This is a genomic window from Parahalioglobus pacificus (assembly GCF_014652275.1).
Classification (GTDB): domain Bacteria; phylum Pseudomonadota; class Gammaproteobacteria; order Pseudomonadales; family Halieaceae; genus Parahalioglobus; species Parahalioglobus pacificus.
On sequence record NZ_BMYM01000002.1, the window covers coordinates 55,901 to 69,454 of the forward strand.

Consider the following 13,554-nt stretch of genomic DNA (forward strand, 5'->3'; position numbering starts at 1 on the left):
CCCTCTTACACTGCATCTGCCATTCTGCGAGACACTGTTAATGACCGACGGCGTAAACATCTCCTATAGCCTCAACAATGACCCAAAACCGGCGACCGATGCACCGGCACCTGTGCCCGTGGCATTCACCGATTGCGATCTCATTCGAGTCAATGAGCAGATGGCGTTGGTGATCAATCGCCAGAACGGTAACCAGCAGTTGTTGAACCCAAACCTCGTGGACGCGCTGACTTACTGTGGCCTGTTTAAAACGGCGGATGAGCACGCGCAGATGCTGGCCGATACCCGGCCTGAGCTTCAAGGCAACCTAGAACTGGCACGCTCAACGCTCAAGCAATTGGATGACCTGGGCATGCTGCTACACGCGGGTAGCGTATGTAAGCGACTCAATCAGCCGCAACCACTGGAACTGGCACCTACTCGGGCCTTCGTGATTACCTGTGATCGCCCTGAAGCAGTGGAGCGCTTGCTGGAATCCATGCTGCGCGCAGGCAACCTCAGCCAGCACGAATCGCTCTACTTGGTCGACGATTCGCGTTCTGCAGACAATCAGGCGAAAAACCGCGATCTGGTGCACGGCTTTAACATTCGCAGCGCCAAGGACATGCAGTACTTCGGGGCCGAAGAGCAGGCAGAGCTGCTGGAAAAACTGTGCAGCGAACTGCCCGAGCATGAAGATGGCATACGCTTCCTGATAGACCCGGCACATTGGCAAGGCTACAAGACCTATGGCCGCTCTCGCACCCTGGCGCTACTGCTCAGCGTGGGTTACCGCGCCATCGTGATGGACGATGACATTATTTGTGAGGCTGTATTGCCGCCCATGCGCGATACGGGAATGGCCTTTGGCAGTGGCACCCGAGAGGCCGTGTTCTTCCAGAATGACGCCGAGATGCAGCGCTCGATGGAGCCGGCGCCCTTTGATGCGTTAACCGGACACGCCAGCGTGCTGGGACAATCCCTGGGCACTGCCATCCAGCAACTCTATGGTGGCCCACTGGAAGCCAAGGAACTGCTTGGCGCAAATGCGACCATGGCGAATGTCTTGCGCCCCAATGGCAAGGTCATCATTACCCAGTGCGGCTCTTGGGGTGACACGGGAACGGGCAGCGCACACTGGGTGCTGAACCTGAGGCCCGATTCAGTTGCAAGGCTACTTACAGCGCCACACGGAATAACCGCCGCAGTTGAGGAAGGCATGATCTGGCTAGGCAATGTCACACCCAGCATTGTCAAGCAAGCATTCATGTCACAGATGACCGGCCTGGATAACTCAGAGCTACTACCGCCCTACTTCCCGGCATTTCGAGCAGAGGATTTGTTGTTCGGAGCGATGGTGGAGTACATGCATCACGATGCCACCACCCTGGAGTACCCCTGGGGCGTGCCACACCTGCCTGTGGGCGGGCGTAAACGCCCCAGTATGCGTGAGCCAATTGCCGGCAAAGGAGGAATCAACCTGTTCGCCTCGCACCTCAACGGCATGGTGGACTACAAGGACACCGCCAATCCTCAGCAAAAACTGCGACGCTTGGCCGACGAAGCACAGCGCTTCGCCGAGAGAGAGTCTACCGAGTTAGAGCTGGATTACCGAGCAGCCTTGGGGCAAAGCCACGCCCAGTATCTGACCTTCCTCGGTAGCCAACTCGAACAAGCCAAAGAGTTGCCTTCAAACACCTGGCAGGCCTACCTTGAACGCGGCGTTAAGGAGGTACAGGAGGCGCTTGGGAAAGTACACTCCTCAGCGAGTTTGGAATCTGAAGACGAAGCACCACCAGTGGAGACCTTCAAGGCAATGGCTGAGGGTTTTTCGAGGGGATTGCGTGCGTGGGAAGCCATGCGCGCTGCAGTCAGATAACGTGGGGGACGCTTGCCGCTGGTATCTGGATAATCGGGACATACTGCGCCGGTGATAGACCGTGGATAAACACATACCCCGCAAACGTTTTGGTCAAAACTTCTTACAAGACGCGGGAGTGATCAACAGTATTGCGTCGGCTATCGCGCCCTCTGGCAGTGATCATCTCGTAGAAATTGGCCCTGGGCAAGGTGCCCTAACCGAGGCACTGGTGCGCGCCGACTGTCGCTTAGACGTGGTCGAACTCGATCGGGACTTGCACGCCGGACTACTCGCCGCCTTCAGTATTTACCCTGGATTTACGCTCCATCGGGCAGACGCCCTTGAGTTCGACTTTGCCCAGCTGGCCATTGCAGAAAAGCCAATGCGCATCGTTGGCAATTTGCCCTACAACATTTCCACACCGTTGATATTCAAATTGCTGGAATCGGCGGGCGTTATTCAGGATATGCACTTCATGCTGCAGTTAGAGGTGGTGCAGCGTCTCGCAGCACAACCTGGTAACAAACATTGGGGCAAGCTGGGCATCATGGCCCAGTACCACTGCCAAGTTGAACAGCTGTTTGTCGTACCACCAGAGGCCTTCTATCCACCGCCGAAGGTGCAATCTGCCGTGGTGAAGTTAGTACCCTACACAACTAACCCCTGGCAGTGTGATGAACACGCCTTACGCAAGGTCGTCACTGCTGCATTCGCTCAGCGGCGCAAGACCTTAAGAAATAACCTCAAGCAAATCACTAGCGAAACCACGATGATTGACGCCGGTATCGACCCGGGGGCTAGGGCTGAAACACTGACGCTGCAACAACTGGTTGACCTCACACGGGCAATTGGGGCTTCATAGTCAGCTTCTACTTCTGCTGACATTTTCTCTACTATGCATCATCGCAAACGCGTACTTGTCACCGGCGGCGCCGGTTTTCTAGGCTCTCATCTGTGTCGGAGACTGATTGCAGAAGGTGCAGACGTCCTGTGTGTCGATAACTTTTTCACTGGCACCAAAGACAACATTCTGGACCTGCTGGATCACCCTCATTTCGAGGTGATGCGTCACGATGTGACTTTCCCGCTGTATGTAGAGGTCGACGAAATTTACAACCTCGCCTGCCCGGCCTCACCCATTCACTATCAGCACGACCCCGTGCAAACCACAAAAACATCGGTGCATGGGGCCATCAATATGCTGGGGCTTGCAAAGCGCATTGACGCCAAGATTCTACAGGCCTCCACCAGCGAAGTTTACGGTGACCCCTCCGTTCACCCTCAAACAGAGGATTACTGGGGCAATGTAAACCCTATAGGTATTCGCTCCTGCTACGATGAAGGCAAACGCTGCGCGGAAACACTGTTCTTCGACTACCACCGCCAACACGGTCTAAACATCAAGGTGGCTCGAATCTTCAATACTTACGGACCCAACATGCACCCCAACGACGGAAGGGTGGTATCAAACTTTATCGTGCAGGCGCTGGCTGATGAGCCCATCACTATTTACGGCGATGGCAGCCAAACACGCTCATTTTGCTATGTTGATGATCTGATAGATGGCTTCATACGCCTCATGGCCAGCGACGATGATGTGACTGGACCAATCAATCTGGGGAACCCCGGAGAATTTACCATCAAGGAACTGGCTGAGCAGGTCATCAGTCTCGCTGGCTCATCCTCACAGATAACCTATCACCCCCTACCCAGCGACGATCCAATGCAGCGCCAACCCGACATCACACAGGCGCGAGGCGTCTTGAGATGGGAGCCTTCAGTACCCCTCCAAGAAGGGCTGAAACACACCATTGCCTATTTCCGCCGTTAGACAGAGTCCTGACGATGACCACGTATGTTGTAGGGGACTTACAGGGCTGCATCCAGCCTTTGAAGTGCCTAATGCGACAAGTGAAATTCAACCCAGATAAAGATGTGCTCTGGTCTGCCGGAGATATCGTCAATCGAGGGCCGAAGAGCCTGAAAACCCTGCGCTGGTTCCATGAGCGGCGCGATAATATAAAAATGGTACTGGGTAATCACGACCTGCATCTGCTCGCAGTGGCTGCGGGCGCCAGGCGCCCCTCCCGATCAGACACTTTACGCAAGATCCTGGCCGCCAAGGACCGGCAAACCTTGATCGACTGGCTTCTAAGACAGCCCCTGGTTTACCAGGAACACGATCACACGTTGGTGCACGCCGGCATCCCACCTCAGTGGAGCGTCGGGGAGGCAGCAGGCTTTGCTCGCGAAGTTGAAGCTGCATTGACCGGCCCGCAGTGTCTGGATTTTCTGCATGACATGTACGGGAATGAACCCATTGTTTGGTCTGATGACTTAACCGGAACCACTCGCCTTCGGGTGATCACCAACTACCTTACACGTATGCGCTACTGCAGCAAGAAGGGAAAACTGGACCTGGTCAGCAAGGGCACAAAGCCCGACAGTCAGGCGCTCAAATCGGCAGGCATAAACAAGGTATCTGCCTGGTTTAGCCAACCCAAGCGCAAATCGGCGCACGACAAAATTCTGTTTGGCCACTGGGCCTCACTGGAAGGCAGAACGGACACTCCCAATGCTATCGGCCTGGATACGGGTTGCGTGTGGGGCGGGCACCTATCGTTGTACGCCCTAGAAACCGGCGAGTGGGTGCGGTGCCGTTGCAAAAACGGGCGATGCAAGGACTGAGTGGGTTAAGGCTCTTTGAACCCCTGCGGGTTGCTTGATTGCCACCGCCAGGTATCCCTGCACATATCATCGACCGAGCGTATGGCTCGCCATCCGATCGTCTTCGCCGCGAGTGATGCGTCGGACCAATATTGCGCGATATCGCCAGGCCGACGTGGCGCCACTCGATAGGGAATGGTCTGGCCACTTGCCTGCTCAAACGCAGTGACCATTTCCAGCACACTGACACCCTGGCCCGTACCCAGGTTCACGGGGAGGTAACCACCCTCGGTAGTTAAATACTCAAGCGCTGCAACGTGCCCCTCGGCGAGGTCCATCACATGTATGTAATCCCTGATACCGGTGCCATCGCGGGTGGGGTAGTCATCACCAAAAACGGCGAGCTCATCACGTCGCCCGACCGCCACCTGTGCAACGTAGGGCATCAGATTGTTGGGGATGCCTTGCGGGTCTTCACCAATAAGCCCGCTCTCATGGGCACCCACAGGATTGAAGTAACGCAGCGCCGCTATGTTCCATTCAGGATCCGCTTCAATAAGGCGCTTCAAGGCAACCTCAACGGCCGCTTTCGTGTCGCCATAGGGGTTCTGTGGGTTAAACGGGAAGGTTTCCCTCATTGGGTTTTCAGCCGGCTCTCCATACACCGTAGCCGAAGACGAAAACACAAACGTGCGGCATTTGCCCGTTTGCATTGCACGCAACACACTCAAGCTGCCCTCTACATTACAGCGGTAATACTTGAGCGGATTGGCCACTGACTCGCCGACGGCCTTCAACCCGGCAAAGTGGATGACCGCAGTTATGTCGAACTCTTCGAGCAGCGATGCCACCAACGCTTGATCCAGAACATCTCCTTCTACGAACTGGAAAGACTGACCCGTGATTCGCTCAAGCCGATCCAGGACGGCGCGGTGCGAGTTGTTCAGATTATCCAGGATGACCACACGATAACCCTGCGACGCAAGAGCCACACACGTGTGTGAACCGATGTACCCCAGCCCGCCGGTTACCAAAATCGACTGCGTTGCCAAACTAATCCCTACCGATTGAATCAAGACAAGGCCGAATTTTACCGACCGCCACGGCCAGTTCCAGCGCTAATTCGCATGACGGCGAATACTTGGCTGGATAAACTTGCGCCCATGCAAACCTATCTTGTTGGCGGCGCAGTTCGCGATGAGCTTCTCAACTATCCCGTGCATGAGCGCGACTGGGTGGTTGTAGGCGGCACACCACAGGCCATGTTAGACCAAGGCTACACGCAGGTGGGGAAAGACTTTCCTGTGTTTTTACACCCCGAGACTAAAGAGGAATATGCCTTAGCGCGCACTGAGCGTAAGAGCGGCCATGGCTATACTGGCTTTGAAGTTCACTACGCACCAAACGTGACACTGGAAGAAGACCTCGCCAGGCGCGATCTTACGATTAACGCGATAGCCCGCGCACCTTCCGGCGAGTTGATTGACCCCTACGGTGGCCAGCGCGATATCGAGGATCGGGTCCTCCGACACGTCTCGAGCGCGTTTATCGAAGACCCGCTGCGGGTGCTGCGGGCTGCCCGTTTCGCCGCGCGCTACCACCACTTGGGATTCGCAGTTGCGCCCGAGACCATCGCGCTCATGTTACAGATTTCCCGTGATGGAGAGTTGGGTTATCTGCCACCTGAGCGGCTGTGGCAAGAAATGCAACGCGCATTGGGAGAAAGAAACCCCGATGTGTTCATACACGTGCTCCGCAGTTGCGGCGCGCTCGCGGCGCTGCTGCCGGAACTGGATGTGCTCTTCGGTGTTCCCCAGTCGGCGGAGCATCACCCCGAAATCGATACCGGCATCCATACGCTGATGGCCCTGCAACGGGCCGCAGACCTTGATGCCGGCAACGATGTCCGATTTGCCGTACTGGTACATGATCTCGGTAAGGGCACTTCGCCGAGAGCAGAGTGGCCACGCCATATTGAACACGAGGTGCGCGGCGTTGCTCTGGTCGATGGCGTTTGCGATCGTCTGAAAGTGCCCAATCACTACCGCAGTCTGGCGCTGAGTGTGTGCCGGTATCACCTCCATGCCCACCGCGGCATGGAACTGCGCGGGAAGACGCTGCTCAACATGTTGGAGTCCATAGGCGCGCTGCGCCAGGCTGACAACCTCACTCCATTTTTGCTGGCTTGCCAGGCAGATAGCCAAGGTCGAAAGGGCTATGAGACGCGCCCCTACCCGCAAGCGGACTACCTGCAGGGAGCTCTGGCAGTCATCAAGGCAATTACGGCAGCACCTTTCAAGGCAGAAGGTCTTGAGGGGCGCGCAATTGGTGATGCTATGCGGGTCGCCAGAATCAGGGCTTTGGATGACTACCGGGAGGCCTATCGTTCGGGTTAACACCTGCTTGAGGTTGCCGGTATGTTTGCAGCTCCCTGCGGTTTTCGCTAGCGAGCCCTAATCCCTACGCCTTAACAATATTGGGCTTGGGCGCCCGGTAACGTCCTCGTGTATCCACGATCAGTTGAGCATGACTTGCAATAGCCGCGTAATCGAAAGCATCGTGATCTGTAACCAGCACCACCGCATCGAAGGCCGCAATATTCTCCGGTGACAGTGTTTCGCTGCTCAGCTCAAAACTGTAATCCCGTTTAGCCGGAAACTCGGGCACAAAGGGGTCAGAATAGGCGATCTTGGCGCCCCGCTCTTCCAACAGCGCCAAAATCTCTACCGCCGGTGATTCACGGGAGTCACCCACATTCTTCTTATACGCCAATCCCAACACCAGCACGCGGCTTTCGCTGATTGCTTTGCCGCGCTCGTGCAGCGCATCCACCAACTTGGCAATGACGTATGCGGGCATAGCGCGATTGATCTGGCCCGCCAGCTCGATAAAGCGCGTCTCAACGCCATACTCGCGCGCTTTCCATGTGAGATAGAACGGGTCTATGGGGATGCAGTGACCACCCAGGCCTGGACCGGGGTAATACGGGGTGAAGCCGAAGGGTTTGGTGGCCGCGGCGTCCACTACCTCGAAGATATCAATGCCCATGCGATCGGCGACGAGCTTCATCTCATTGACCAAGCCGATGTTCACGGCACGATGAATATTTTCAAGGAGTTTGGTCATCTCCGCAGCATCGGTCGAACTTAGCGGCACCACCTCATCAATCACTGCCTCATACAGCGCGCGGCCGACCCTCAGACATTCCTCGGTCACACCACCTACAAGCTTTGGGATCGTTTGAGTACTGAAATTGGCGTTGCCCGGGTCCTCGCGCTCCGGCGAATACACGACGTGAACCTCACCCAACTGAAGGCCGGCATCGGCCAGCCGGGGCAACACCTCTTCGCGCGTGGTGCCGGGGTACGTGGTGCTCTCCAGAGAGATTAACTGCCCGGCCCGCAGGTGAGGCTGCAAGCTATCCAGAGTGCCCCGTACGAAACTAAGATCCGGCTCCAGTCGTTCGTTCAGGGGTGTGGGAACGCAGATGATCAACGCGTCACAGCCGGCTGCCTCGCTGAAATCCGTGGTGGCATGAAATCCCTGACTGTTCGCCTGTGCCACAGCAGCCGCCGGAATGTGATCAATATAGCTCTGTCCCGTATTCAGGATACCGGCCTTGCCCGAGTCCACGTCGAAGCCGAGCACTGAGAACCCCTCGGCTACAAAGCGCAGAGACAGTGGCAGACCGACATAACCCAGGCCAATGACGCCGACCTTGGCAGCTCGCTGCTCGATCACCCTCAATAGTTGCTGCGCAGCACTCATGACGCCAATTCCAGGGGAGCATCATCACCCAATGTGCGGCCGCGCCACGCGAGTGCCAACCGGGTAAGTGGCTGGGACGGCTGATCGTAGCTTGCCCAGAGGGACGAAAACGTCTGATTCATCGTCGGATGAACGTGCCTGGGTGCCAGCTCTGCCAGCGGACGCAGCACAAACGCGTTTTCGAGGACTTCTCCACGAGGAAGAGCTACACCATCGATATCACCGGCCAGCGTTCCCACAAGAAGAATATCAATGTCGAGACGACGCGAACTAAAGCGCTTGGCATTTTTTGGCCGCCCGTGTGCGTACTCAATGTCACGCAGTGCCCGCTGCAATGCACCCACGGCAAGCTCTGACTGGGCGCGAACGACCATGTTGAGGAAAGGGTCGCCCGAAAAGCCGATCGCTTCGCTCTCGTAAACCGCCGACGTCCTGAGATCGCCGAACAATGCTGATAGCGCATCGAGACCAGCGATGAGATTCGACTCGCGATCAATATTGCTGCCGACCCCCAAAAATACTTCGGTCATCAGGCGCGCTCTCCCCGCTCAATGACCACCCCCACGTCCCGCGCCTGTGACACGGCACCGGGCTTACTCACGCGCAAACGGAGCCAGGCAACAGCGAACTCAGAGAGCACCAATGCTGCGACGTGTTCGGCGACGGACTCAATCAGTTCGAAGCTACTCGCCTCTACCAGCGCCAAAACGCCACTGGACACAGCGGCGTAATCCAGGGCATCGCTAACAGCATCCGAGGCACCCGGCGTGGCGACATCAGCTGCCATTTCCAGGTCCAATACCAGGGTCTGCTTGATAGTCCGCTCCCAGTCGTACACGCCGATAGTGGTCTCAACCGAGAGGCCCTGAATGTACACGATGTCGGTCATGCCGCAGCCACCCCGATGGGCGGCAACTCGCTCATGGGCCAGCGAGGACGCACGCGGGTGTCCTCATTGTCGCGCTCGCCAGCCAGCAAGCGTTGAGCGCCCGCGTAGGCAATCATCGCGCCGTTGTCAGTACAGAACTGGGGCGCGGGATAGAACACCATTGCACCCTTCTTGGACAATGCCTTCGCCAATTCCGCACGCAGGTTGCGGTTGGCACTCACGCCACCGGCCATTACCAGCGTGCTCAGCCCCTCCTGCTCTAGCGCTCGTCGACACTTGATAACCATGGTGCCGACGACGGCATCTTCGAACGCCCGCGCAATATCGGCTTTGTCTCGTGCTGACAGCCCACCTTCACTCTCGCAGGTGTGCACCGTGTTGAGGGTGTAGGTTTTAAGTCCACTGAAACTGAAATCCAACCCCGGGCGGTTGGTCATGGGGCGGGGAAAGTCGAAACGTGCCGGATCGCCGGATTCTGCCAACTTCGCCACGTGGGGGCCGCCCGGATAGGGCAAGCCCAGCATTTTGGCGACTTTGTCGAAGGCCTCCCCAGCGGCATCATCCAAAGATTCGCCGAGCAGTTTATAACGGCCAATACCGTCAACCCTCACCAACTGGGTGTGGCCGCCAGACACCAAAAGTGCCACGAACGGGAAGTTCGGCCGCTCTTCTTCCAGCATCGGAGCGAGGAGATGGCCCTCCATGTGGTGTACACCCAGTGCCGGAATACCCCAGGTCCACGCCAGTGTTCGCGCAAGAGTCGCGCCCACCATGAGTGCGCCCACCAATCCAGGCCCCGCGGTATAGGCAATGGCGTCCACATCAGCGGTCGTCAGACCCGCAGATTCCAACACCTGTTGTATCAAGGGAAGCGCTTTGCGAACGTGATCACGCGAGGCGAGCTCGGGAACGACGCCGCCATATTCCACATGTACGTCAATCTGACTGAACAGCGCGTGCGACAGTAGGCCCCGTTCAGTGTCATAGAGGGCGATGCCCGTCTCATCACAGGATGTCTCTAAACCTAGAACGCGCATGGAATATGGCACCATTGGTTGGCAACAGGGGCTAATTGTTCACTGCATTAACCCGCAAAGCGCGCATGATAGTTCACGGCTGACGGCAGTGAAATAGCCCCTGGGGGATACGGGCGTGTGGGCAGGAAGGCGGCGTCTGTCTAGACTGCCGCCCAGTCGCCTGGCAGTCGGCTCCGCGCGGCTGCTTGTGTCCGCCCCCAAGCCCCGAAATTCGGTGGTATTTGGGCTTTGCAAAAGCCCGTGTAGGGGTATAGAATGCGCGCCCTTTCGGACGTTGGCGGGGGATTTCCCGTCTGCGTTAGAACCCAACAGGAATGACAGAGAAGAGTTCATGCCTCACATCAAGGTAAAGGAAAACGAGCCGTTCGACGTGGCTCTGCGCCGTTTTAAGCGCTCCTGCGAAAAAGCGGGCGTACTGGCCGAAGTTCGCAAGCGCGAGCACTACGAAAAGCCCACTACAGTGCGCAAGCGCGCTGCAGCAGCGGCCGTTAAGCGTCACCTGAAGAAGGTGTCTCGCGAAAACCGCAAGCGCGTCCGTCTCTACTAAGGACACGTAGCCCTCCATGAGTGACCAAACTCTCACGGAGACCATCAAGGCGGACGTAAAGACCGCCATGAAGGCGCGTGATAAAGAGAAACTGGGCACTCTCCGGCTGATTCAGGCCGAATTCAAGCGTATCGAGGTGGACGAGCGTATCGAGGTCGACGACGCTCGCGCGCTGGTGGTACTCGACAAAATGCTCAAGCAGCGTCGGGATTCAGCCCAGCAGTTCCACGACGCGGGGCGTGATGAGCTTGCCGCCCGGGAAGAGGCCGAGATAGCCGTTATCCAGTTGTACCTCCCTGAGCAAATGAGTGACGACGACATCATCGCGCTCATTGATGAGGCCCTTGCTGCCTCGGGGACTACCGGCATGCAGGCAATGGGCGCCGTGATGGGCAGCCTGAAGCCGCAGGTACAGGGCCGCGCCGACATGGGCAAGGTCAGTCAGCTAGTGAAGGCTCGCCTCACCGCCTGACGGTTGTCGATTTATCGCTGCCCGAGCGATTCACCGCGTCAGCGCCTTCGAGTCCTCACCCCCACCCCTTAAGAAAGCTTACAAGTGCCGAATAATACGTCGGTATCGACCCCAAGTCGGCGCATTTGGCGCTAGACTGTTCCGCTATTCGATGACATTGCTCTGAGAGCCCACCAATCACCCATGGCAGGACGCATACCACAGAAGTTCCTCGACGACCTTTTGGACAGGGTCGATATCGTTGAGGTGGTGGATCGCCGGGTGAAGCTCAAGAAAGCCGGTAAGAACTACTCGGCGTGCTGCCCTTTCCATGACGAGAAGACACCCTCCTTCACGGTCAACGGTGATAAGCAGTTCTTCTACTGCTTCGGCTGCGGCGCTGGCGGCAACGCGCTTGGCTTCATCATGGACTACGAGAATGTGGATTTTCCCCAAGCGGTGGAAACGCTGGCCAGTAGCGTCGGTATGGAGGTTCCGCGCGAACCCAGCCGCCCCGGAGAACGGCCAGCAGCGCCCCAGGAGAGTAATAAGCCACTGTATGTACTCATGGAGCAGGCGGCGAGCTTCTACAAGCAGCAACTTCGCCAGCATGCATCGCGTGATCGCGCAGTGGCCTACCTGAAGGGGCGAGGCCTAACGGGTGTCATCGCAAAGACCTTTGACCTTGGCCTGGCACCGCCGGGCTGGGATAACCTGATCAAGGCTCTGGGCACAGATGCACCCTCGCGCAGCAACCTGCTGAAAGCCGGGATGGTGGTTGAGAACGAATCAGGGCGTACCTACGACCGCTTTCGGGACCGTATTGTTTTTCCCATTCGTGACCAGCGTGGCCGGGTCATCGCGTTTGGCGGCAGGGTGCTGGGCGACGACAAACCCAAGTACCTGAACTCACCTGAAACAGACATTTTCCATAAAGGCCGCGAACTGTACGGGCTGTATCAAGCCCGGCAGGCGCACCGAAAACTCGACAGGGTATTGGTGGTCGAGGGTTACATGGACGTGATTGCGCTGGCTCAACACGGTATTACCTATGCGACTGCCACCCTGGGTACCGCCACCAGTGAGACCCATTTGCAGCGACTGTATCGACACTGCCCTGAAGTCGTTTTCTGTTTTGATGGTGATGAAGCAGGCCGCAAAGCCGCCTTTCGGGCTCTGGAATCCGCATTGCCCTGCATGGAGGATGGCAGACAGGCCAAGTTTCTTTTCCTGCCAGATGGCGAAGACCCGGACACACTGGTGCGTCAAACGGGTAAAGATCGGTTCGAGGGCCTGATTGACGCTGCGCAGCCTCTTGAAGCCTTCCTGTTCGACATCATGGGGCGCGACATCGACACCTCCTCGCTGGATGGCCGGGCGCGGTACAGCAAGGCGGTGTTGCCCTACCTGCGCAAGTTGCCGCAGGGGGTTTATCGCGAGTTGATGTTCAGGGATCTGGCCGAGCGTACCGGGCTGGAGCTCAACAGCTTGATGCAGTTGGAGGCACCCGAGCCACCCCCGGCCCCTCCGCCTGCGCCCGAACGCTACGAGAGCCACGGCGCGAGCACACCCGATTCAACTCTGCCGGATGAGTATTACACCCATAGCGCCAAGATGGACTCAGGGCAGGCGATTGATGAGGGGCCCAAACAGCGACGTCCCCTGAGAAGCCTCGGCGTGGAATACGCAAACATCGCCCAAGGCGCGATTGCGCTCTTGTTGCACAAGCCCACTATTGCCAGGCAGGTGGAGCACGAAGCGCTGGATGATATTGAAGGTGAGGACGTCGGCCTACTCCGCGAGGTTTTGCAGCTACTGCACCTGCGGCCGGAGTCGAACACGGCAATGCTACTCGGGCACTGGTATGGCACCGAGCACGGCGAACTGCTCAACCGCCTGGCAGGGCAAGAGCGGCTAATCCCCACTGAGGGCATAGAACAACAGTTTGTGGATACCGTGGCCGTACTGGCGCAGTTGCCTCAGCGCTCGAAAATCGAGGCGCAGGTCGACAAACTGAAACGCGCCGACTACGCTCAGATGAGTCAAAGCGATAAGCAACAATTGCGGGAATTACTGCAGCAAAAGGCCCAGCTAGACGCGGCCAGAAAGCCCGGCCGCAGTAAGTGATCAAGCCGTAAGCAGCGAACAAAAACCGTGACAGTCGAGCCATAAGGAACGGAAATGGCCCAAAAACTGTCCAAATAAGAACAAGGACCGAATAAGGCGCCGGCCGCAGCCCGAAAAACGGTTAAAAACGTCCTGATTATCGCCAAATAGGCGGCCAAACGTAGTTAAGTACTGCAATTCCGGCTATAATGGTCGGCTACATTTTTTTTGCCATTTGCAAAGGTTTCA

General features: G+C 57.3%; 13 protein-coding genes. 8 read left to right on the plus strand and 5 right to left on the minus strand.

Features of this window, described 5'->3' with window-relative positions; genetic code table 11:
- Positions 1-40 precede the first annotated feature (40 nt).
- From IE089_RS09005 to IE089_RS09020, 4 genes are all read left to right on the plus strand, one after another.
- Entirely contained in the window at positions 41-1,858 is a 1,818-nt protein-coding gene (locus IE089_RS09005; protein ID WP_189477491.1) for a hypothetical protein, read from the plus strand.
- Between the two features lie 61 nt (positions 1,859-1,919).
- Entirely contained in the window at positions 1,920-2,702 is a 783-nt protein-coding gene (gene rsmA / locus IE089_RS09010) for a 16S rRNA (adenine(1518)-N(6)/adenine(1519)-N(6))-dimethyltransferase RsmA (protein WP_189477492.1), read from the plus strand.
- 33 nt (positions 2,703-2,735) lie between these two features.
- Positions 2,736-3,671, plus strand: coding sequence for a UDP-glucuronic acid decarboxylase family protein (locus tag IE089_RS09015; RefSeq protein ID WP_189477493.1), 936 nt, complete (start codon positions 2,736-2,738; stop codon positions 3,669-3,671).
- A 14-nt stretch (positions 3,672-3,685) separates the two neighbouring features.
- Positions 3,686-4,528, plus strand: a complete 843-nt coding sequence (locus IE089_RS09020; protein WP_189477494.1) for a symmetrical bis(5'-nucleosyl)-tetraphosphatase — start codon at positions 3,686-3,688, stop codon at positions 4,526-4,528.
- Between the two features lie 5 nt (positions 4,529-4,533).
- Here IE089_RS09020 and galE read toward each other — a convergent pair whose 3' ends face one another.
- Positions 4,534-5,559: a UDP-glucose 4-epimerase GalE gene (gene galE / locus IE089_RS09025; protein ID WP_189477495.1), complete on the minus strand. Its 1,026-nt coding sequence runs from the start codon at positions 5,557-5,559 to the stop codon at positions 4,534-4,536.
- Between the two features lie 111 nt (positions 5,560-5,670).
- Here galE and IE089_RS09030 point away from each other — a divergent pair, with 111 nt between their 5' ends.
- A complete protein-coding gene (locus tag IE089_RS09030) occupies positions 5,671-6,903 on the plus strand; it encodes a multifunctional CCA addition/repair protein (protein WP_189478309.1) in 1,233 nt (410 codons plus the stop codon).
- A 64-nt stretch (positions 6,904-6,967) separates the two neighbouring features.
- Here the strand turns inward: IE089_RS09030 and IE089_RS09035 are convergent, their stop codons facing one another.
- The 4 genes from IE089_RS09035 to tsaD are packed head-to-tail and all read right to left on the minus strand — an operon-like array spanning position 6,968 to position 10,201.
- Positions 6,968-8,275, minus strand: coding sequence for a nucleotide sugar dehydrogenase (locus IE089_RS09035; RefSeq protein ID WP_189477496.1), 1,308 nt, complete (start codon positions 8,273-8,275; stop codon positions 6,968-6,970).
- Positions 8,272-8,805, minus strand: coding sequence for a 2-amino-4-hydroxy-6-hydroxymethyldihydropteridine diphosphokinase (folK, locus tag IE089_RS09040; RefSeq protein ID WP_189477497.1), 534 nt, complete (start codon positions 8,803-8,805; stop codon positions 8,272-8,274). The genes IE089_RS09035 and folK overlap by 4 nt, the downstream gene beginning before the upstream one ends.
- Positions 8,805-9,164: a dihydroneopterin aldolase gene (gene folB / locus IE089_RS09045; protein WP_189477498.1), complete on the minus strand. Its 360-nt coding sequence runs from the start codon at positions 9,162-9,164 to the stop codon at positions 8,805-8,807. Before folB ends, folK begins: the two co-directional genes overlap by 1 nt.
- Positions 9,161-10,201: a tRNA (adenosine(37)-N6)-threonylcarbamoyltransferase complex transferase subunit TsaD gene (tsaD, locus tag IE089_RS09050; protein WP_189477499.1), complete on the minus strand. Its 1,041-nt coding sequence runs from the start codon at positions 10,199-10,201 to the stop codon at positions 9,161-9,163. Before tsaD ends, folB begins: the two co-directional genes overlap by 4 nt.
- 331 nt (positions 10,202-10,532) lie before the next feature.
- On the opposite strand from tsaD, the gene rpsU reads away from it, so the two are divergent.
- The 3 genes from rpsU to dnaG all read left to right on the plus strand — a co-directional run bounded on the left by rpsU (position 10,533) and on the right by dnaG (position 13,326).
- Positions 10,533-10,748, plus strand: a complete 216-nt coding sequence (rpsU, locus tag IE089_RS09055; RefSeq protein ID WP_189477500.1) for a 30S ribosomal protein S21 — start codon at positions 10,533-10,535, stop codon at positions 10,746-10,748.
- A 16-nt stretch (positions 10,749-10,764) separates the two neighbouring features.
- The gene (locus tag IE089_RS09060) at positions 10,765-11,220 is read left to right on the plus strand and encodes a GatB/YqeY domain-containing protein (RefSeq protein WP_189477501.1); all 456 of its coding nucleotides are present in this window, start codon (positions 10,765-10,767) and stop codon (positions 11,218-11,220) included.
- Between the two features lie 183 nt (positions 11,221-11,403).
- Positions 11,404-13,326, plus strand: coding sequence for a DNA primase (gene dnaG / locus IE089_RS09065; protein ID WP_189477502.1), 1,923 nt, complete (start codon positions 11,404-11,406; stop codon positions 13,324-13,326).
- Positions 13,327-13,554: the final 228 nt, after the last annotated feature.